Source organism: Methylobacterium sp. A49B, from assembly GCF_053346215.1.
In genome coordinates, this window is sequence record NZ_JBKFBO010000147.1 from 58,013 (window position 1) to 77,575 (window position 19,563).

The 19,563-nt window shown below is 69.4% G+C and carries 16 protein-coding genes; 7 read left to right on the plus strand and 9 right to left on the minus strand.

Annotated features, from left to right (window positions below):
- Positions 1–41: 41 nt before the first annotated feature.
- Positions 42–734 carry an alpha/beta hydrolase gene (locus tag ACLBX9_RS30380; protein ID WP_447721537.1) on the plus strand — a complete coding sequence of 231 codons (693 nt, stop codon included), beginning with the start codon at positions 42–44 and terminating at the stop codon, positions 732–734.
- A 276-nt stretch (positions 735–1,010) separates the two neighbouring features.
- Here ACLBX9_RS30380 and frc read toward each other — a convergent pair whose 3' ends face one another.
- Positions 1,011–2,261, minus strand: coding sequence for a formyl-CoA transferase (gene frc / locus ACLBX9_RS30385; protein WP_010683843.1), 1,251 nt, complete (start codon positions 2,259–2,261; stop codon positions 1,011–1,013).
- A 67-nt stretch (positions 2,262–2,328) separates the two neighbouring features.
- The gene (locus ACLBX9_RS30390) at positions 2,329–2,772 is read right to left on the minus strand and encodes a PAS domain-containing protein (RefSeq protein ID WP_447721586.1); all 444 of its coding nucleotides are present in this window, start codon (positions 2,770–2,772) and stop codon (positions 2,329–2,331) included.
- Positions 2,773–3,249: 477 nt separating this feature from the next.
- On the opposite strand from ACLBX9_RS30390, the gene ACLBX9_RS30395 reads away from it, so the two are divergent.
- Positions 3,250–4,497 carry a capsule biosynthesis protein gene (locus tag ACLBX9_RS30395; protein WP_447721587.1) on the plus strand — a complete coding sequence of 416 codons (1,248 nt, stop codon included), beginning with the start codon at positions 3,250–3,252 and terminating at the stop codon, positions 4,495–4,497.
- A 26-nt stretch (positions 4,498–4,523) separates the two neighbouring features.
- Here the strand turns inward: ACLBX9_RS30395 and ACLBX9_RS30400 are convergent, their stop codons facing one another.
- Positions 4,524–5,129, minus strand: a complete 606-nt coding sequence (locus ACLBX9_RS30400; RefSeq protein ID WP_447721538.1) for a general stress protein — start codon at positions 5,127–5,129, stop codon at positions 4,524–4,526.
- A 241-nt stretch (positions 5,130–5,370) separates the two neighbouring features.
- Here ACLBX9_RS30400 and flhA point away from each other — a divergent pair, with 241 nt between their 5' ends.
- Positions 5,371–7,518, plus strand: a complete 2,148-nt coding sequence (gene flhA / locus ACLBX9_RS30405; protein ID WP_447721539.1) for a flagellar biosynthesis protein FlhA — start codon at positions 5,371–5,373, stop codon at positions 7,516–7,518.
- A 305-nt stretch (positions 7,519–7,823) separates the two neighbouring features.
- Here flhA and ACLBX9_RS30410 read toward each other — a convergent pair whose 3' ends face one another.
- The 3 genes from ACLBX9_RS30410 to fliI form a co-directional block, all read right to left on the minus strand.
- Positions 7,824–8,891 carry a lysylphosphatidylglycerol synthase domain-containing protein gene (locus ACLBX9_RS30410; protein ID WP_447721540.1) on the minus strand — a complete coding sequence of 356 codons (1,068 nt, stop codon included), beginning with the start codon at positions 8,889–8,891 and terminating at the stop codon, positions 7,824–7,826.
- 152 nt (positions 8,892–9,043) lie between these two features.
- Positions 9,044–9,451, minus strand: coding sequence for a flagellar export protein FliJ (gene fliJ, locus ACLBX9_RS30415; RefSeq protein WP_010683837.1), 408 nt, complete (start codon positions 9,449–9,451; stop codon positions 9,044–9,046).
- Positions 9,452–9,601: 150 nt separating this feature from the next.
- Positions 9,602–10,954 (minus strand): flagellar protein export ATPase FliI, encoded by a 1,353-nt coding sequence (fliI, locus tag ACLBX9_RS30420; protein ID WP_010683836.1) that lies wholly within the window; start codon positions 10,952–10,954, stop codon positions 9,602–9,604.
- A gap of 419 nt (positions 10,955–11,373) precedes the next feature.
- On the opposite strand from fliI, the gene ctrA reads away from it, so the two are divergent.
- Positions 11,374–12,075 (plus strand): response regulator transcription factor CtrA, encoded by a 702-nt coding sequence (ctrA, locus tag ACLBX9_RS30425; RefSeq protein WP_010683835.1) that lies wholly within the window; start codon positions 11,374–11,376, stop codon positions 12,073–12,075.
- Positions 12,076–12,483: 408 nt separating this feature from the next.
- Here ctrA and ACLBX9_RS30430 read toward each other — a convergent pair whose 3' ends face one another.
- Positions 12,484–13,251, minus strand: coding sequence for a S1 family peptidase (locus ACLBX9_RS30430; RefSeq protein WP_010683834.1), 768 nt, complete (start codon positions 13,249–13,251; stop codon positions 12,484–12,486).
- 122 nt (positions 13,252–13,373) lie between these two features.
- Positions 13,374–14,771, minus strand: coding sequence for a cysteine--tRNA ligase (gene cysS, locus ACLBX9_RS30435; RefSeq protein WP_447721541.1), 1,398 nt, complete (start codon positions 14,769–14,771; stop codon positions 13,374–13,376).
- 309 nt (positions 14,772–15,080) lie between these two features.
- Here cysS and ACLBX9_RS30440 point away from each other — a divergent pair, with 309 nt between their 5' ends.
- Complete coding sequence (locus ACLBX9_RS30440; protein ID WP_010683832.1) at positions 15,081–15,428, plus strand: hypothetical protein; 348 nt, start codon at positions 15,081–15,083, stop codon at positions 15,426–15,428.
- A 27-nt stretch (positions 15,429–15,455) separates the two neighbouring features.
- Here ACLBX9_RS30440 and ACLBX9_RS30445 read toward each other — a convergent pair whose 3' ends face one another.
- Complete coding sequence (locus ACLBX9_RS30445; RefSeq protein ID WP_447721542.1) at positions 15,456–15,980, minus strand: CreA family protein; 525 nt, start codon at positions 15,978–15,980, stop codon at positions 15,456–15,458.
- A gap of 159 nt (positions 15,981–16,139) precedes the next feature.
- On the opposite strand from ACLBX9_RS30445, the gene ACLBX9_RS30450 reads away from it, so the two are divergent.
- The gene (locus tag ACLBX9_RS30450; protein WP_447721543.1) at positions 16,140–17,234 is read left to right on the plus strand and encodes a DUF2865 domain-containing protein; all 1,095 of its coding nucleotides are present in this window, start codon (positions 16,140–16,142) and stop codon (positions 17,232–17,234) included.
- Positions 17,235–18,486: 1,252 nt separating this feature from the next.
- Positions 18,487–19,530 carry an OmpA family protein gene (locus tag ACLBX9_RS30455; protein WP_348529334.1) on the plus strand — a complete coding sequence of 348 codons (1,044 nt, stop codon included), beginning with the start codon at positions 18,487–18,489 and terminating at the stop codon, positions 19,528–19,530.
- Positions 19,531–19,563 lie beyond the last annotated feature (33 nt).

Genomic DNA, 19,563 nt, shown 5'->3' on the forward strand with positions numbered 1-19,563 from the left:
CCGGCCGTCTTTGCTTCGGACCACGCCACGGACGTCCCGCCATGATCGACCCCGACCTCGCGGGACGCCTCCAGTTCCGCCACCGTCTGCCCACGCACGAGCCTCTCCCCCCGGGCCGGCATGACCTCGGCCTCTTCGCCGAGCGCGACGCCGTGCTGGTGGTTCCCGAAGGCCTCGATCCGCGACGACCCTGCCGGCTCGTCGTGCTGTTCCACGGTGGCGGCGGCAGCGCCGAGCGTATCCTGCCGATGCTGGAGGAGCACGCGCGGGCCGAGCGCTTCCTGCTCCTCGTTCCGCAATCGCTGTTTCCGACCTGGGACATCGTCATCGCCGGCCACGGGCCCGACCGGGAGCGCATTGCGGCGGCCCTCACGGCCGTAGCGGACCGGTTCCTGCTCGATCCGGAGCACCTCTGCTTTGCCGGACACTCGGACGGCGGCAGCTACACGCTCTCCCTCGGACTCGCCAACGGTGACGTGGCGCGCCAGCTCATCGTCTCGTCGGCCGGCTTCCTCTCGGTGCATCTGCAGGTCGGCGCGCCGCGGATCTTCCTGTCGCACGGCATCCGGGACGAGCAGATCCCGATCGATCGAAGCGCACGCGTCCACGTGCCCAAGCTGCGGGATGCCGGCTACGACGTGACCTATGTCGAGTACGACGGCCCCCACGCGCACCAGCCGCCAGTCGTTGCGCAGGCTGTGGCGTTCTTCCTGGCGGCTGCGGGCGCCGCGTAGTCATACATCCCAAAGCGGGGGTGCCGTCCGATCGCGCGCCCGTGCGCCGGATCAGGGACCCGACCAACCGTCTCTCCGAACCGTCTCCGAAGGCGCCCCCCGTCGGCCCTTGCGAGGCAACCCGGGAGCAACGAGCTCAGCGACTCGGCGACGTCGCACTGTCCTGGATTGCTTCGCTCCGCTCGCAAGCGCGGAGCGGCCTCGGTGCCGGCGCATGGAAAAGGGCGGCGCCGCGAGGCACCCCCCTGTCTCAGGACCGCAAATGGTGCCGGTCGATCAGACCGCGCGGGCCTCGTGCATCGCCCGGATCTGCTCCTGCGTGTAGCCGAGGCCTTCCAGCACCTCGTCGGTGTGCTCGCCTAGCAGCGGCGAAGCCTTCACCTCGACCTGCATGTCGGAGAACTTGATCGGGCTTCCGACGGTCAGATATTTGCCGAGCTTCGGGTGCGCCACCTCGACGACGGTTCCGCTCTCGCGCAGGGACTTGTCCTCGGCGATCTCCTTCATCGACAGCACCGGCGCACAGGGAATGTCGTAGGTGCGCAGGATGTCGACCGCCTCGAATTTGGTCTTGTCGGCGAGCCACTCCTCAATCGTCTTGAAGATGTCGAAGATCTTATCCTGCCGAGCCCGCGGGGTGTTGTAGGCCGGATCGGTGATCCACTCCTCGTGGCCGAGCGCCTTGCAGATCGGCGCCCAGGCATGGCCCTGGATGGTGAAGTAGATGTAGGCGTTCGGGTCGGTCTCCCAGCCCTTGCACTTCAGGACCCAGCCCGGCTGACCGCCGCCGCCCGCGTTGCCGCCGCGCGGCACCACGTCGGAGAACTCGCCATGCGGGTACTGCGGGTACTCCTCGAGGTAGCCGAGGGCGTCGAGGCGCTGCTGGTCGCGCAGCTTCACCCGGCAGAGGTTGATCACCGAGTCCTGCATCGACACGGCGACCTTCTGGCCCTTGCCGGTCTTGTTCTTCTGATGAAGCGCCGTGAGGATGCCGATGGCGAGGTGCATGCCGGTGTTGGAGTCGCCGAGCGCCGCGGCGCTGACGGTGGGCGGCCCGTCCCAGAAGCCCGTGGTCGAGGCGGCACCGCCCGCGCACTGGGCGACGTTCTCGTAGACCTTCAGGTCCTCATAATGGTGGCCGTCGGAGAAGCCCTTCACCGAGGCCAGGATCATGCCCGGGTTCAGTTCCTGGATACGCGCCCAGGAGAAGCCCATACGGTCGAGGGCGCCGGGGCCGAAATTCTCGACCATGACGTCGGAGTCCTTGATGAGCTTCTCAAGGACTTCCTTGCCGGCCTGGGTCTTGGTGTCGAGGGTGAGCGAGCGCTTATTCGAGTTCAGCATCGTGAAGTAGAGCGCGTCCGCGTCCTCGACGTGGCGCAGCTGCGTGCGGGTCACGTCGCCGGCGCCGGGGCGCTCGACCTTGATCACGTCGGCGCCGAACCACGCGAGGAGCTGCGTGCAGGCAGGACCGGCCTGAACGTGCGTGAAGTCGATAATTTTGATGCCTTCCAGCGGCTTGCTCATGGGGCGTTCTCCCTGTGCGGTTTGGTGATCGGATCCTGCGGATCTTCCTGCGGGCTCAAGCTGCCCGTCAGGACCGGTCCGCGGCGGCTTCGAGGTCGGCGACGCGCTGGCGGAGGCGCTTCTCCTCGGCCCAGCGCTCGGTCTCGTCGCGGATCACCGCGACGATGCCGGTCACTTGGTCGGAGGCGTCCCGCACCATCCCAACCGTGAAGGCGATGGAGAGCTGGCGGCCGTCCTTGTGGAGCGCCGGCACCCTCAGGGTCTCTGCCCCGTAGCGAGTGACGCCGGTACGCATGGTCTTCGCGTATCCGTCCCAGTGGCGACGACGGTGCCGCTCGGGCGTGATCAGGTCGAGCGTGCGGCCCAACGCCTCGGCGGCGCTGAAGCCAAAGATGCGCTCGGCGGCCGGGTTCCAGACAGTGATCGCACCGTCTGGGTCCGACACCACCACGGCGTCCCCGATGGCCTCGGCCAGTCCGACGATGTCGTCCGACCTCTGCGCCAATGCCATCGCGTCAGCTGCCGGCACCAGCTTCAACCTGGTGGCGGGTTCCGTTCCGCGCTGTCAGCGCGCTGACCAGACTCGCTTGGATCGTCATTGGCCCTCCTGCTCGTGTTCGGAGCTAAAGTTCCAACTCGCCTCTGCGACGGCGCCGCCGCAGCCACGGTGTGTGGTATTTGGTATGCCAAATCTGAAATGCCGTCAACGCCGGGGGTGACAAAAGGCATTTTCTTTCCAGCGGCGACGTTCCGGACGGTCGATCTGCCGGGGCGAGACCTACCGGTCGCGTCTTGGCCGGCGAGCGGCCGTCACTGCAGGTTGTTGGGGGTTGGCGATGTTCTGTTGTGGGTCAGCACGTTCACGAAAGCCCAGGACGACATGCTTTTGCCGTCTGGGCGTGCGAAAGCCGCCGAAGCTCCGCGCCACGATGCGGCGACGGAGCGTGTACGGATCGACCGTCGAGGCCGGGGAGGCCGGAATCAAGCCATGAACATGGAGATCCGGAAAGCCGAGGGGCAGCCGGTCACGACCATCGATCGGCAGCAGGCGATCGCCGAGTCTCTTCGGCAGATCGCGCGCATGTCGCGCTTCGCCGATCGGAAGAAGGGCATTCGGTCCTATCAGACCCACGCCAAGAACGACCCTTGGATCCCAATCCTCTTCATCCTGTGCTTCGTCATGCCGGTACTGGCCGGAGCGATCTATTACGGGCTGATCGCGTCGAATCGGTATGTCAGCGAGGCGCGCTTCGCGATCCGTCCGGCGATCGGAGCATCCGACAAGGGAATGTCGGAAGCGGCGGGTTCCTCCAGCAGCTCCAGCGGCCAGAATCAGATGGCCGCGCAGGACACGATGATCACCCGCGAGTACATCCTGAGCCGGCCGATGGTGGAGATCATCGAGGGGCAGCTACCGCTGCGCCAGTGGTTCAGCGACGACAGCATCGACTATTTCTCTCGCTTCGATCCTGAGAAGCCCATCGAGAAGTTCGTCCGGTACTGGAAGCGGCGCGTCGAAGTCGACGTCGAAGCGGGCTCGGGCATCATGTCGGTGACCGTCGCGGCCTTCGATCCCGAACAGTCTCTCGCCATCGCCAGGGCGGTGATGAAAGAGGCTGAGCGGATGGTGAACGACCTCAGCGTCAAATCCCGCACGGAGGCCATGGCGGAGAGCACTCGCGAGTTGAAACTCGCCGAGGAGAGGATGACCAAGATCCGCCTCGAAACCCGGGATTTGCGCAACCGGCAGGGTGTGCTCGACGCGGAGAAGTCGAACCTCGCCAACCTGAAGATGATCTCGGAACTGCGCGCCGCCCGCATCAACCTCGCGGTGCAGCTCGCGATCGGCCAGCGGGACCTTGGGCCGGACTCGCGCCGGATCCTCGACATCAAGCAGCAGATCAAGGATCTCGACGAGAACATCGCCCATATCGAGCAGCAGGCGGCAAGCCAGGACCCTTCGCAGAAGGGCCTGCTGTCCGACGCGCTGACACGCTTCGAGACGCTGGAAACCGAGCGGAAGAACGCCGAGAAGTACTACCAGCAGGTGCTGACCGCCTATGAGCGGTCACGCATCATCGCGGCCCGACAGGTGGAGTTCTTCAGCCCGATCGTCGAACCCGTGAAGGCGGAATCCTCGGTCGAGCCGCGGCGGATGCTGATGTCCAGCCTGATCGCCATAGGCGCCGGGCTGCTGTTCGCCGCCGCCATGTTCGCCCGGAAGATGATGGCCTGAGCCGAACATCCCCCGGGGACCCAGTCTCAGATTTCGGGGGGCACCCGCGATGCTGTCCGGTCCGCGGCCGGTCCAACCGTGCCGCCGGTCCAACCTTGCGCGCGCCAGCCTTCCGCACGCTCGTCGAGGTCAATCGAGCCCGCCCGGTTGAGCAGGTTCAAGGCACGATCCGCCTGGGCCTCGTCGGCCCGCACGGTGACCAGAGTACCGCCCCGGCGTACGCCCTCGGCATAGGTTTCGGCCTCGCCCTCGCTCAGTCCTGCCCCGGTCAAACCGCCGATCAGGCCTCCGGCCGCGGCTCCGACGCCGGCGCCCGTCAGGGCGGTCACGAGCCATCCGGCGGCGACCACGGGGCCCAGACCCGGGATCGCGAGCAGCCCGAGGCCGGCAAGCAGGCCCGCACCGCCGCCCAGGACCGTGCCGACCGTGGCCCCCGTGCCCGCGGCGTCGACCGCCTCTGCGGTGACAGGCGCGGCGGTGTCGGACGGTTGCGGTCTCGACGGTGCGGTCTTGGTCCGGTTCGAGATGATGCTGATGTCGCTGTGGGGAATCCCCGCCGCCTCCAGCTGGTCCACCGCACGCGCGGCGGCTTCATAATCGTCGAACAAGGCGGTCAGGGCGCGTGTGGTCATGGGAGGCTCCAGGATCCGCGGGTCTGCGCCGCGCGCGTGCCGACATCACCGCCAGACTGCGGACGGATCAGCAGGAACTCGCCCTGCGGTGGGCGGCTGCTGACCGATCAAGCGGCAGACCCCACCCGGGTTCCATCAGGCGCAGGCCTCAAGCTTAACGTCCCGCTAACCATCCGCCCGGCAGATCTTGCCGGGTGCGCCGGTGGGAAGCCCTCCTGGCAGCGGGCGGCGGGTGAGTTCGATGGCGGAGACGGCGAGCGCGCCGGCACGGATGGGAGCGGCGGCGGTCTTGGGCCAGATCGCGCTGCCCACGCGCGGCGACCTCCAGGCTCTGTCGAAGCGCTCGGACCTGCTGTTCGCCACCGGCGTCATGGCGATCCTGGCGGTGCTGATCTTCCCGCTGCCGGCGATCCTGCTCGACCTGCTGCTGGCGGTCTCGATCATCATGTCGGTGCTGATCATGATGACCGGCCTGTCGATCGACAACCCCCTGGAATTCACCGTCTTCCCGACGCTGCTGCTCATCGCCACGATGCTGCGGCTTGCCCTGAACCTCGCCTCGACCCGCCTGATCCTCGGGCACGGTCACGAGGGAACGGCGGCGGCCGGCCACGTGATCGAGGCGTTCGGCCATTTCGTGATGGGTGGCAACTTCGTCATCGGGATCATCGTATTCGCGATCCTGATCATCGTGAACTTCGTGGTGATCACCAAGGGTTCGGGCCGCATCGCCGAGGTCGCGGCCCGCTTCACCCTCGACGCTATGCCCGGCAAGCAGATGGCGATCGACGCCGACCTGTCGGCGGGCCTGATCGACGAGAAGGCCGCCAAGGCCCGGCGCGCGGCGCTCGAGGAGGAATCCTCCTTCTTCGGCGCGATGGACGGCGCGTCGAAGTTCGTCCGCGGCGACGCGGTCGCCGCCCTGCTGATCACCTTCATCAACGTGGTGGGCGGCATCATCATTGGCGTCGCCCAGCAGGGCCTGAGCTTCGGTGACGCCGCCAAGAGCTACACGCTGCTGACCATCGGCGACGGCCTCGCGAGCCAAGTGCCAGCGCTGATCGTCTCGACGGCCGCGGGCCTGCTGGTCTCGAAGGCCGGCGTGCGCGGCGCGGCCGACAAGGCGCTGGGCAAGCAGCTCGCGCATTACCCCAAGGCGCTCGGCATGTCGGCGGCCGTGATGCTGCTGATCGCCCTGCTGCCCGGCATGCCGATGCTGCCGTTCCTGCTGCTGGGCGGCGGGGCCGGCTACGCCGCGTGGCGCATCAACAAGACCGCCAAGCTGGCGCCGCCCCTCGACGCGTCGGGTGCGCCGATCGACCCGAAGGCGGTGGCCGCCGCAGCGGCGGCGAAGGAGGAAACCGTCACCGATCTCCTGAAGCTCGACGACCTCAAGCTCGAGATGGGCTACGCGCTCCTGGCCCTCGTCAACGGCGAAGGGCAGGATCGGCTGACGGACCAGATCAAGGCCCTGCGCCGCCAACTCGCGGCGGAACTCGGCTTCGTGATGCCGTCCGTGCGCATCCTCGACAACGTCCAGCTCGACGCCAACACCTACGTGGTACGGGTCAAGGAGATCGAGGCGGGCACGGGGCGGATCTTCCCGGGCCAGTTCATGGCGATGGACCCGATGGGCGGGCAGGTGCAGTTGCCCGGCCAGCACCTGCTGGAGCCGACCTTCGGACTGCCCGCCACTTGGATCGACGCGGCGCTGCGCGATCAGGCGCAGCTCAAGGGCTACACGGTCGTGGACGCCGCCACCGTGGTTTCGACTCATCTCACGGAAGTGATCAAGGCGCACGTCTCCGAACTCCTCAACCACGTCGAGGTCTCGAAGCTCCTGCGCGAGCTGCCTAAGGAACATGCCGAGTTGCTCAAGGAGATCGTGCCGTCGCAGATCTCGACCACCGGCATCCAGCGGGTGCTGCAGTTCCTGCTCTCCGAGCGGGTCTCGATCCGGGACCTCGGCGCGATCGTCGAGGCGGTCGCAGAAGTGGCTGGCGGCGTGAAAAATCCGCGCGACGTGGTCGAGCATGTCCGCGCCCGGCTGGGCCGGCAGATCTGCGCCCAGTATCAGGACCAGGGCGGAACCCTGCCCATCATCACCCTGTCGCCGGCCTGGGAGCAGGCCTTCATGGAGTCGATTGTCGGCGAGCGCGAGGAGCGCTACCTCGCCATGCAGCCCTCGAAGCTCAGCGAGTTCGTGAACGCGGTCCGCGACCGGTTCGAGACGGCGGCGCGGCAGGGCGAGATGCCCGTCCTGGTCACCTCGGCACAGACGCGACCCTTCGTGCGCTCAATCATCGAGCGATTCCGTCGCGAGACTCCGGTGATGAGCCAGGCGGAGATCCACCCGCGGGCGCGGCTGCGGACGGTGAATTCGATCTGAGGGGGTCGCGTCGCTGGCTGTCCACCGCGCGATCATCGTCGATGGATGATCTCCCGGACATGGGGGGCCGGCCAGACATCCAGCTCCCGACCCCGCCATTCCAGGGCCGCGAAGCGGGGCCCGGAAGCCGGACACGCGCGTGGCTCAGAACCTTGCGCTGATGGCGGCTCTGGTTTCCGGCCCCGCCTGGCGGCGCCCCGGACCGACGCAGGGCTCATTCTGCCGCCCGTGCGCTGGCTGGATAAGCGGTTTGAGCAACCTGAACGGCGCTGGGCCGATGTCGAACGATCGGTCGCCCGTATGCCTCACACCGCCTTCTGCTTCAGCTCCCGCTCCATCTCGTGCGCGTCGAGACCGGGCACGATCACCGGCGGCTCCGGGACGGCGGCGGCCTTGGGCCCGTGTGCGGCCGAGCCGATCGCCGCGGCAAGGCGTGAGCGCTCGAAGGCGATCACGACGATCACCGAGACGAGGGCCGGGATCCAGAAATAGAAGATCCGGAAGATGATCACCGCCGCGATGATCGCATCCTTCTGCGCCTCGTCGGTGATGTGCATGGCGGTGATGAAGACGATCTCGAACACGCCGAGGCCGCCGGGTGCGTGCGAGGCGAGCGCCACCGAGAACGAGGCGAGGAAGATCGCCAGGACCGGGATGAAGCCCGGGTTCATCGCCTCCGGAAGGGCGAAGTAGATGATCCCGGCCGCGCCCAGCAGCTCCAGCGGCGCCGCCAGGAGCTGGCGGCCCATGATGCCGGGCCGCGGATATTCCAGCTTGAACGACCGGATGTGCAGCGGGCGCAGCCGCAGGATCGAGCCCAAGACGTAGAGGGCGACGAAGCCCAGCATGCCGATCCCGACCACCAGCGCGGTCTTCGGGTCGGTGAGGAAGCCGGGCAGCTTGCCCTCGAGCCGCGACAGCAGGTTCGGGTCGACCACCAGGGTGAACCCGCCGAGCAGGATCGTGCCGAGGAAGAACGTGAACGAGCAGAGCGCCACCAGCACGGCGACCTGCGCGGCTGTCAGCCCCTTGGCGGTGTAGGCCCGGTAGCGCACCAGGGCGCCGGAGAAGACAGAGGCGCCGATATTGTGTGAGAGCGCGTAGGTCGTGAAGGAGCAGAGGGAGACGAACAGCCACGAGATGTGACGGACGCCCAGGTGCAGCAGAGCGATCCGGTCGTACCAGGCCAGCGCCGCATAGGCGACGAGCGTGGACAGGGCCGCGAGCAGGATCCGGTGCGGCGGGATCGCCAGGATGGCGGCCCAGATCGCCGCGAGGGAGGTGGTCTTCAGCTCTTGGTAGAGGAAGTAGCCCGACACGACCACGGCTGCGAGGCCGATCAAGGGCCAGATGAACTCGCTGAGCTTCTTCATGAACACCGACGCCCTGGGGAGAGCCCCTGATGCGCCGGCAAGCGACGCGCTGCAAGCGGCCCGAAGACCACGGCGCCCCCCTTGTCAGGTGATCGTGACGGTTTCGTGCCGCGGCGCAGCCGCCGCGGTCAGGCCGGCGCCGGGACCGTCGCTCAACCCCGGGCGCGGTTCAGCCCGATGCCGTCCATGGCGGCCTGGTCGCGGGCCGCGTCGGCGGCGCGCTCGGCGGTGCGCTCGCGGTCGTTGAGGATCTCGACCTTCTTCAACTCCTCGAAGGCTTCGCCGAGCTCGGCCTTCGCCTCGGCGAGCTGCCCCTCCAGCGCCTGGGCGGACTGGAGCATGTTGTCCCGGCGCGTCGCCGCCGCGCGGGCGTAGGTCGGATAGGCGAAGTGGCCCACATCGGTGATGCCGGCGCGCGCCTCCTCGACGGCGACCTCCCGGTCGAGCTCCACCGCCATGCGCTGGAAGTCGGCCATCATCATCTCGATCTGGGTCACGCGGCGGCGCTTCTCGTCAACCTGGAAGCGGCGCAGGCGGATCAGCGTGTCTCGCGATTTCATCAGGACGCTCACTCCACGCAACGCTCAAGGCCCGGCCGGGGAATCGTGCCCGCCAGAGGCCCCTGAACGACCCTGCCGGGGCAGACCCGCTCGGATATTCACTCGGCCCCGAATCCGCTGGCGCTGTGGCACCACCCGGGCATGGAAGGCCTAGGCCCCGCCGAGGATCTGGCCGAGCCGTGCGTAACCATCGCCGATGGACGTTGCTTCTTCCTTACCCTGCCCCAGAAAAGCCTCAAGATCCGGCATGAGCGCCACGGCCTCGTCGACCTCCTGGGACGAGCCCGCGCGGTAGGCGCCGAGCCGGATGAGCTCCTCCATGTCGGCGTAGGTGGAGAGCACCCGGCGGGCGCGTCGGACCACGGGGAGATACGTCGGATCGCAGGCGCGCGGCATGGTCCGCGAGACCGAGCGCAGCACATTGATCGCCGGATAGCGGCCCCGCTCGGCGATCGCCCGCTCCATGACGATGTGGCCGTCGAGGATGCCCCGGACCGCGTCGGCCACGGGCTCGTTGTGGTCGTCGCCCTCCACCAGGACGGTGAACAGGGCCGAGATCGTCCCCTGCCCCACCCCCGGCCCGGCCCGTTCGAGCAGGCGCGGCAATTCCGAGAAGACGGTGGGCGTGTAGCCCTTGGCGGTGGGCGGCTCGCCGGCCGCGAGGCCGATGTCGCGCTGGGCCATGGCGAAGCGCGTGATCGAATCGATCATGCACAGCACCTTGGCGCCCTGGTCGCGAAAATATTCGGCCACCGACAGAGTCATATAGGCGGCGTTGCGGCGCATGAGCGCCGGCTCGTCCGAGGTCGCCACCACGACGACCGAGCGGGCGAGGCCGGCCGCGCCGAGATCGTCCTGAAGGAATTCCTGAACTTCACGGCCGCGCTCGCCCACCAGCCCGATCACCGCGATGTCGGCGGCGGTATAGCGGGCGAGCATCGACAGCAGCACGGACTTGCCGACACCCGAACCCGCGAAGATGCCCATGCGCTGGCCGGCGCACATGGTGAGGAAGGTGTTGATGCAGCGGACGCCGAGGTCCAGCGGTCCGCCGACGCGGGTGCGGGCATGGGCCGGCGGCGGGTCGGCGCGGAGGGGGTAGACGTCCGGTCCCTGCGGTAGCGGTCCCAGGCCGTCCACCGGTCGCCCGAGGGCATCGACCACGCGGCCGAGCCAGCCCGCAGACGGGCGGATCGCCCCGGCCGATTCGTCGCGCACATAGGCGGGGCAGCCCCGCCGGACGCCGTCGAGGGAGCCGAACGGCATGGCGAGCGCCCGGTCGCCCTGGAAGCCGATGATCTCGCAGGGCACCAGCCCGAGGCCGTTGGCGCCCTCGACGTCGATCCGTCCGCCGAGCCGCATGGCGGCGACGGGTCCCGCAACTTCCACGAGCAGTCCGCGAATCGCCACCACCCGCCCGAAGGTCTGCAGCACCTCCACCCGGTCCAGGGCGGCGCGGGCCGTTGTGAGAGAAGAAACGGATCTTGCCGGATCCTGTGTCATCGGCCTGGCTCTCAACGCTTCGTTTACCGGCCTCCTTAACACTGCGCTTAACGGGCTCGTAGCGGCTCGATCCGGGTCTCGGTCACCGCCGAGCTCGACGAAGTCGTCCGGCTGTGTCCCCTGGACCACAGCGGGGATCGAAACGTTACGGCGGAAGTACTTACGCCGCAGGGGGCGGATGGTCTGAACGCGGACGGCTTGGAATCAGGGCTCAGCGCGGCACCGGAGAACTCAACTTTCTCCTGTCAAGCTCGAAGAACTGCGAACGAGACGCTTGCGGGCGGGAATCAGGTTTTGTTAACGATTAATCCATAGCGTTCACGTCAAGGGCGACGGGGCGCCCGTCCACAGGCCGGTGGGCGGGCGAACGATATGACGTGTCTGCGCGCTGATGCGGCCGGCTGGGCTGGGGACCGACGATGCGGGTACTTTTGATCGAGGACGACAGCGCGACCGCGCAGAGCATCGAGCTGATGCTCAAGTCCGAGAACTTCAACACCTACACCACCGACCTCGGGGAAGAGGGTGTCGATCTCGGTAAGCTGTACGATTACGACATCATCCTCCTCGATCTGAACCTGCCCGACATGTCGGGCTACGAGGTGCTGCGCTCGCTGCGCGTCGCCAAGGTGAAGACGCCGATCCTGATCCTCTCCGGCATGGCCGGCATCGAGGACAAGGTGAAGGGCCTCGGCTTCGGCGCCGACGATTACCTCACCAAGCCGTTCCACAAGGACGAACTGGTGGCCCGCATCCACGCCATCGTGCGCCGCTCGAAGGGCCACGCCCAGTCGGTCATCACCACCGGCGACCTGATCGTGAACCTCGATCAGAAGACCGTCGAGGTCGGCGGCGCCCGTGTGCACCTCACCGGCAAGGAGTACCAGATGCTGGAACTCCTCTCGCTCCGGAAGGGCACGACGCTCACCAAGGAGATGTTCCTCAACCATCTCTACGGCGGCATGGACGAGCCCGAGTTGAAGATCATCGACGTCTTCATCTGCAAGCTGCGCAAGAAGCTCGCCAACGCCAGCCAGGGCAAGAACTACATCGAGACCGTCTGGGGCCGCGGCTACGTGCTGCGCGAGCCGATGGACGGCGAGGAGCGCATGGCGGTCTGATCCGCCGCCAATTCGGTCTCTTGAAAAACCCCGTGCGGCCCGGCCGCGCGGGGTTTTCGCGTTTCCGGCACGCTCGAAGCATCCGAGACCAACGGAAATTATGCGCATTCCGACTGACCCGGTCATCCTCGGCATGGGATGTTCACGCTTGCCCTCGCCGAAGCGCTCTCCTCCCCCTTGTGGGGAGGAGTTGGAGGTGGGGGTCGTTCAGGATGAGGCGACGCGGTGCCTTCTGCACCACCCCCACCCCTGGCCCCTCCCCACAAGGGGGAGGGAAAAGCGCCTCGATTTCAGACGGTTGAGTGTTGGTGGGAGAGATGTGAGTGCGGTGGCATCCTCAGGCGCGGGTTGGATGACGGAACGTCTCAGACGCCCGCGTCCCAACCTCTCGGACGATGTAGCCCGCGGTCACCGCACCCCGGCGGCGGAAAAGACCTGCGCGGCGGGCGCGATCACCACGTAGCCCCCGCACGGAGCTGCTCGGCTGATGACCGCGCTGGCGACGCCCCAGATATAGGTGCCGCCGCGATCCTGCGCGACGACCGGGCCGCCGGAATCGCCGAAGCAGACCCGGGCGCCGTTGGCGCGCGCGATGGTCAAGCCGGTGCTGCTCGCCGCGACCGGCGTGAGCGTCGCCGTCCGCAGACGCCCGACCGCGCGCCCGGACAGGCCCGCCCCGGCGATCCGCAGGCTCTTCGGAACCCGGGTCGGATCGGCCGCGAGGGGCACCGGGCGCCGGCCGCGCACCGGCTCGGTCAGGCGCAGCACCGCGAGGTCGAGGGACAGGTCGGAGAGGCTGACATCGGGGGCCGCGTTCGGCAGCATCTCCCCCGGATCCGGGCTGTAGCGGGCCGCGACCCGTGCGGCATAGACCGGTCGCGCCGGTTCGGTCCCGCGAAAGAACACCACCAGCGCGCCGAGGGGGTCGCCGTTCACGCAGTGCGCCGCCGTGAGCACGAGGTCCGGCGCGATGAGCACGCCGGAGCAGCGGGTCAGGCGCAGGGCCTCCTCGGGCTGCGTGATCGTGCCGATGGCGACGGTGGCCTGCGCGAGGGCGTCGCGGCCCGCCGGCGCCCCGCCGTCGATGGCGAGCGCCGGCCCTGACGCGCCCAGGCCGAGTGCCGCGGCCGATCCGACGCAGGCGAGCCGTGCCGCGATGGTCCCGAAGATGGTCACGTGCTGATCTCTCCTCGCGAGCGGCCCCGGCCGCAACAGATGCGGTTCCGGACCGGCCGCGCAAGCGGGCGCGAGGACGCGGCCGCCGTCACGTCCGCGTCATCGTCACCCGGACGGCGCGATCAGCGCGCCACCGTCCAAGTGGTCGTGCCGTCCTTGTTGTCCTTCACGGCGACGCCCATCGCGGCGAGCGCGTCGCGCGCCCGGTCGGAAGCGGCCCAATCCTTGGCGGCCCGGGCGGCGCGGCGCTCGGCGATCAGCGCCTCGACCGCCGCGACGTCGATGCCGGATTCGGCGACCTGATCCTGCTCCCGGTCGCTGCGCGTGCGCGTCAGGAAGCCGAGCAGGTTGGCGCCCGCCCGTAAGGCAGCCGGATCCGCCTCGGCCCCGCTGCCCAGCCGGTGCAGCTCGTTAATCGCCGCGGGCGTGTTGAGGTCGTCGCAGAGCGCGTCGAGCAGCCCGGCGGGAACCTCGCGCGCGGCGGGCTCGTCGCCGGCGGCGTTGTACCAGCGGTCGAGGACGCGGCTCGATTCTTCGAGACCGCGCAGGGTCCAGTCGATCGGCTGGCGGTACTGGGTCTTGAGCATGGTGAGCCGAACCACCTCGCCGGGCCAGTCCTTGAGCACGTCACGGATGGTGATGAAGTTGCCCAGCGATTTCGACATCTTCTCCCCCTCCACCTGAAGGAAGCCGTTGTGCAGCCAGACATTGGCCATCACGCCGGTGCCGAAGCAGCAGCGGGACTGCGCCACCTCGTTCTCGTGGTGGGGAAAGATCAGGTCGATGCCGCCCGCGTGGATGTCGAAGGTCTGGCCCAGGTGCTTGGCCGACATGGCCGAGCACTCGATGTGCCATCCCGGCCGGCCCGGCGCCGCGATGCCGGCGGGCGACGGCCACGAGGGCTCTCCGGGCTTCGAGGGCTTCCAGAGCACGAAGTCGAGGGGTGAGCGCTTGTAGGGCGCCACCTCGACCCGGGCGCCGGCCTCCATCTCGTCGAGGGGTCGCCTGGAGAGCTGACCGTAGTCCGGCATCGAGGGCACGTCGAACAGGACGTGCTCCTCCGCCACGTAGGCGTGGCCGGCGCGCACCAGGGCGTCGATCATCGTCACCATCTCGGCAATGTGATCGGTCGCCCGGGGCTCGATGAAGCGGGGGCGCTCGCCGGGCCGGTTGACGTACTCGGGCATCAGCACGCCGAGGTCGCGCACGTCCTTGTGGAACTGCGCCAGCGTTCCGTCGGTCAGTTCGCGGATGGTGATGCCGCGCTCGGCGGCGCGGGCGTTGATCTTGTCATCGACGTCCGTGACGTTGCGCGCGTAGGTGACGTGCGCCGGCCCGTAGAGGTGGCGCAGCAGCCGGAACAGCAGGTCGAAGACGATGATCGGCCGGGCGTTGCCGATATGGGCCGCGTCGTACACGGTCGGACCGCAGGCGTAGAAGCGGACATGCTCCGGGTCGATCGGCGCGAAGGCCTCCTTGGCACCCGTCAGCGTGTTGTAGAGCCGCAACATCGGCGCCATGAAACCCACCTCCCTGCCGGCACGGCGGCCGGACCGCGGCGCCCCGCTCCAGACGGCAACCGGCTTTGACCGCAAGACCCTGGCGGCCTCGCGCGGCGAAGAACGGCCGGACCGTGGCGGACCCGGCAGGGCCGTCGCCACGCGCTGTTGCATCGCCGCGACGGCGCGGCCCGCCCGATGGGGCTAACCCAAAAGCGTGAGGAATTCGAGAAGGCCTGCGCGCGACGCGGGTAAGGCTTCCTTAACTGCGTCGTCGGACCGTCCGGCCAGCAAGCCTCACGCCACCGATCCTGTGTTCAAGGACCCTCCATGCGACGCTCGGCCGCCGGTTTCCTCGTCCTCGCCACCGCTCTGGCCACCGCCGGACTGGCGCATGCTGCCCTGGCCGGGAGCGACGGCGAGACCCCCGCGAAGGTGGCGAGCCACGTCGAGAAGACCTTCCTGATCCCGTCGAGCGACGGCTACGGCGTCGGCGATTGCCTGACGACGCCGGGCAGCGCCTGCGGCCAGGTGGTCGCCAACGCGTGGTGCGAGGCGCAGGGCTACGCCGCCGCCAACTCCTACGGCGTCGCGGCCGCCGACGAGTATACCGGCGCCATCAGCCAGCCGGTTCCGGCGCCGTCGGAGCGCCCGATCCGCATCACCTGCCAGGACTGAACCTGATATGATCCGGCGCGCCGCGCCCTACTTGAGGGCGTCGGCACATTTCGGCGCGGGCTCCGTGCCCCACGGTGCCAGCGGCACCGCCGAGGTCGAGTTCTTCGGCGAGCCCTGGATGACCTTGTCCGAATAGACCATGTAGATCAGCGTATTGCGCCGCGCGTCGCAGCCTCGCACGATCTGCATCGACTTGAAGATCAGCGACCGGCGCTCGCTGAAGACCACCTCGCCCTGACTCAACTTGCCCTTGAAGGCCACCGGGCCGGTCTGGCGGCAGGCCAGGGAGATGTCGGAGACGTCCTCGGCCAGCCCGAGCGTGCCCTTGATGCCGCCCTTCTCGGGCTGGGTGTACCAGCAGGCGACGCCGGAGACCGCCGGATCGTCGATGCCGTAGACGACCAGCTTGTCGTTCGGCGTCAGCGGGCGCCAGACCGTCGACTTGTCGAAGATCCGGTCCGGCTCCTGGGCCGCGGCGGGGGCGACCGCCGCCAGTCCCGCCGCCAGCCCCGAGGCCAGAAGCCCAACATAGGTGAGACTCCGAAACCACATCGCCGGCCAATTCCCCCTCAAGCTTGCCGACTGGATGTAGGAGGGGTGTCGCCACCTTTCGAGGGGGCGTACACTGGCTGTGCTTCGGCCCCGAAGCGCGGATGCGCGCCCGCCCGGCCCCTTCGGAGCGATGCGCACCCGATCAACGCGATGCCGCCAATGCCTCACCGCCCGATCGTCCGTTCGTTCGGCCGCCTCCTCCTGGGTGCGGTGCTGGCCCTCGGGCTGTGTCAGACGCTGTCCCACCCTGCCGGTGCGCAGGAGGCCCCGGCCGCCCCACCTGCCGCCGACACGCGGCCAACCCCGCCTCAGCCGTCGCCGCAATGCCGGCGCTACCGGGCCGAGTTGGCGGCCGTCCAGAACGGCGCCAGCACGACGCGCGCCCTCAACGACGAGATCGGGCGGCTGGAAGCCTATTTCCGCGGGCTGAACTGCGAGGGCGGCAAGTTCCTGTTCTTCGACACGCGCCCGCCGCAATGCGGGGCCGTGGAGCAGCGGATCCGCGCCCTGAAGGCGACCTATGGCGGCGCCGTGATCGACGACAGCGGGGCGCGCAAGCGGGAACTGCAGGGCCTCATCGCCTCGACCTGCCCGGCCCGCGAGACCTACGCGGCCAGCGGCGAGGCCTACGCCAAGGGCGGCCCGCAGATGGTCTGTGTGCGCACCTGCGACGGCGGCTTCTTCCCGATGCGGAACCTGCCTGACGGGCGCGGCGGCGCCGACGAGATGTGCCAAGCCCTCTGCCCGGGGACGGAGGCGCAGGCCTATTCCATGCCGTACGGCGACGACGCCCTGAAGCACGCCGCGTCGGTGAAGGGCAGCCGCGCCTACGCGAGCCTCGCCAACGCCTTCAAGTTCCGCAAGGAATTCGTGCCGAACTGCTCCTGCAAGCCGGAGGGCAAGACCTGGGCGCAGTCCCTGGTGAAGGCCGAGAGCATGCTGGTGCGCCACAAGGGCGATATCTTCGTGACGCCGATGCAGGCCGAAGCCCTGTCGCGACCGAAAGTGCGCCTGACCCTGGTCGGCCGGGCCGACAGGACCGCGGCGGAACTCGCCGCCGATGCCGCCGGGCGTGCCGCCAGCGAGGGGCGGTCCGGCGCCCCGGCGATCGTGCAGGCCGCCGGCGATCGGAGTGACAGCGCAGACGCTGCGAAGCCCGACGACGCGAAAGCGGTCGAGGTCAAGCCGGATCACGTTGCCGTGCGCGTCATCGCGCCGAACGTCATCGCGGTGCCGCAGCGCCTCATCCCCTGAGGCCTGCAACGCGTTCCTGCGCGGAACCATGGGCGGCGTTCGGAGTTCGGCAGGGCTTGACTCGACGCGAGGCCTCATGCGGTTGCTGCGATTGCTTCTCCTGACCGGCACGGTGATCCCCGGCCTGACTCTGACGCAGCCCGCCGGCGCAGCACCGGGTCGGATCCTGCTGGCCCAGGGGGGACCGGACGAGCGTGGTCCGCGCGGCGGCGAGCCCCCGCACGGCGGTCCGCGCCAGGAGCGCGCGCCGCAGGAGCGTCCCGGCCCGCCACCGGGACCGCCCGCCGGCCGCGAACGGCCGGAACCGCGACCTGAGCGCGCCGCCCCGCCGCCCGCCGCCCGCGAACGTCCCGAGCCGCCGGCCCAGCGCCAACCGCAGGCCGAACCGCCCGCCCGGGAACGCGCTCCTGAACGCAGGCCGGAACCCCCGGCGCCGCGGGCGCCGGCCCCCGACCGGCAAGAGCGCCAGCAGGAGCCGCGTCCGGAGCGGCAACAGCGGCAGCCGGATCGTCCGGCATCGGGCGCCCAGGAGCGGGCGGCCCCCGATCGCCCGGCTCCCGCGCGGCGGCAGGCACCGGACCAGGACGAGGCGCCGGCGCCCTCTGCACGGCCGAACGCCGAGCGGCCTGCATCCCCGCCGCAGCCGCGGCAGGCACCCGACCGGGACCGTCCAGCCCCCGATTCCACGCCCAATCGCCCGGGGGCGCGGGATGCCGCGCCCGATCGCGAGCCTTCCGGCCAGCGTCAGGGCGGCCCGGGCGCAGCCCCGCGCGACGCGCAGCCGGACACGCGTCCCAACGGCCGCCCCGATGCCCGGCCACCGGCGCCGAACGCCGCCCCGAGCCCTGCCCCCAGCCCTGCGCCGAACGCGGCACCGGGCGCTCCGGGAAGACCGGTGCAGCGCCAGGACGCGCAGCCCGAGAACCGTTCGCAGCCGGCGGGTCCGAATACGGGTCCCGGTGCCGAACAAGGCCGGCCGACGCCGCCGAACATGGCTCCGGGCGTTCCCGGGCGGCCGGTGCAGCGCCAGGACGTTCAACCCGAGGGCCGTCCGCAGCCGAATGCCGGCCCGGCCGCCGAACCGGGTCGGCCTGTCGCCCCGAACATGGCCCCGGGCGTTCCGGGCAGGCCGTTCCAGCCGCCGGGCCAAGCGCCCGCGCCCGGCCAAGCACCTGCGCCCGGCCAAGCGCCCGCGGCCGGCCAAGCGCCCGCGGCCGGCCAAGCGCCCGCGGCCGGCCAAGCACCCGTCGGCGTGGCCCCGCCTGCTCAGCCCGGCCCGGGTGGCCCCGGTCCGAACGGGGCCGGCCGTCCGGGAGATCGCGGCGACTTCAACGCGCCCGGCCAGCCGGGCTACGTCCCTGGCGGCTTCCGCCAGAACGACGACGTGCGCGACTACGAACAGGTCCGTCGTGACCGGCGGGAGTACAGCGAGGGTGGGCGCACCTTCTATCGGGAGCCTGGCCGCATCATCGTGCGGGACCGGGACGGCTATCTGATCCGCCACGACGAGAACGAGCGTTTCCGCGATCTCGATCCGCGCGGCTACCGCTACGAGCGCCGCGGATCCGACTATTACAGCTTCATCGACCGGCCCGGCGGCGAGCAGATCGTCACCGTCACGGACGATGACGGCCGGATGCTGCGCCGCTACCGCCGGTTCCGCGACGGGCGTGAGGTGCTGATCATCGACAACAGCTATGCCGGACCGCCCCGTCCGATCTACGACGATGTGGTGGTGCTGCCGCCGCCGGATATCCGCATCCCCCGCGACCGCTACGTCGTCGAGTACGACCGAGCGGACGAGGGTACGGTCTACGAGGCGCTGACGGCGCCCCCGGTGGTCGCGGTGGACCGCCGCTACACGCTCGACCAGATCCGGTACAGCCCGGATCTGCGCGCGCGGATGCGGTCGGTGGACATCGACACGATCAACTTCGACACCGGCTCATTCACCGTCACGCCCGATCAAGCGGCCCGGCTGTCGGTGATCGCCGCGGCGATCAACAAGGCGATCCGGGCGAACCCGCAGGAGGTCTTCCTGATCGAGGGCTACACCGACGCGGTGGGCTCCGACATCGACAACCTGTCGCTGTCGGATCGGCGCGCCCAATCGGTGGCGACCGTCTTGACCCAGCAGTTCCAGGTTCCGCCGGAGAACTTGACCACGCAGGGCTACGGCGAGCAGTACCTGAAGGTGAACACCCAAGGACCGTCGCGGGAAAACCGCCGCGTCACGGTCCGGCGGATCACGCCGCTGCTGCAACAGGGCTCCGGCCAAGCGCCGCCGCCGCGTTGACGGGAGCGCCGCGCGGCCATGCCCCGCGCGGCG

Bases quoted from the DNA above. Each gene is read 5' to 3' on its own strand.
- ACLBX9_RS30450 (WP_447721543.1), top strand. From the start codon at position 16,140: ATGCCTCACCGCCCGATCGTCCGTTCGTTCGGCCGCCTCCTCCTGGGT.
- flhA (WP_447721539.1), top strand. From the start codon at position 5,371: ATGGCGGAGACGGCGAGCGCGCCGGCACGGATGGGAGCGGCGGCGGTC.
- ACLBX9_RS30440 (WP_010683832.1), top strand. From the start codon at position 15,081: ATGCGACGCTCGGCCGCCGGTTTCCTCGTCCTCGCCACCGCTCTGGCC.
- ACLBX9_RS30400 (WP_447721538.1), bottom strand. From the start codon at position 5,129: ATGACCACACGCGCCCTGACCGCCTTGTTCGACGATTATGAAGCCGCC.
- ACLBX9_RS30390 (WP_447721586.1), bottom strand. From the start codon at position 2,772: ATGGCATTGGCGCAGAGGTCGGACGACATCGTCGGACTGGCCGAGGCC.
- ACLBX9_RS30410 (WP_447721540.1), bottom strand. From the start codon at position 8,891: ATGAAGAAGCTCAGCGAGTTCATCTGGCCCTTGATCGGCCTCGCAGCC.
- cysS (WP_447721541.1), bottom strand. From the start codon at position 14,771: ATGGCGCCGATGTTGCGGCTCTACAACACGCTGACGGGTGCCAAGGAG.
- fliI (WP_010683836.1), bottom strand. From the start codon at position 10,954: ATGACACAGGATCCGGCAAGATCCGTTTCTTCTCTCACAACGGCCCGC.
- fliJ (WP_010683837.1), bottom strand. From the start codon at position 9,451: ATGAAATCGCGAGACACGCTGATCCGCCTGCGCCGCTTCCAGGTTGAC.
- frc (WP_010683843.1), bottom strand. From the start codon at position 2,261: ATGAGCAAGCCGCTGGAAGGCATCAAAATTATCGACTTCACGCACGTT.
- ctrA (WP_010683835.1), top strand. From the start codon at position 11,374: ATGCGGGTACTTTTGATCGAGGACGACAGCGCGACCGCGCAGAGCATC.
- ACLBX9_RS30395 (WP_447721587.1), top strand. From the start codon at position 3,250: ATGAACATGGAGATCCGGAAAGCCGAGGGGCAGCCGGTCACGACCATC.
- ACLBX9_RS30380 (WP_447721537.1), top strand. From the start codon at position 42: ATGATCGACCCCGACCTCGCGGGACGCCTCCAGTTCCGCCACCGTCTG.
- ACLBX9_RS30445 (WP_447721542.1), bottom strand. From the start codon at position 15,980: ATGTGGTTTCGGAGTCTCACCTATGTTGGGCTTCTGGCCTCGGGGCTG.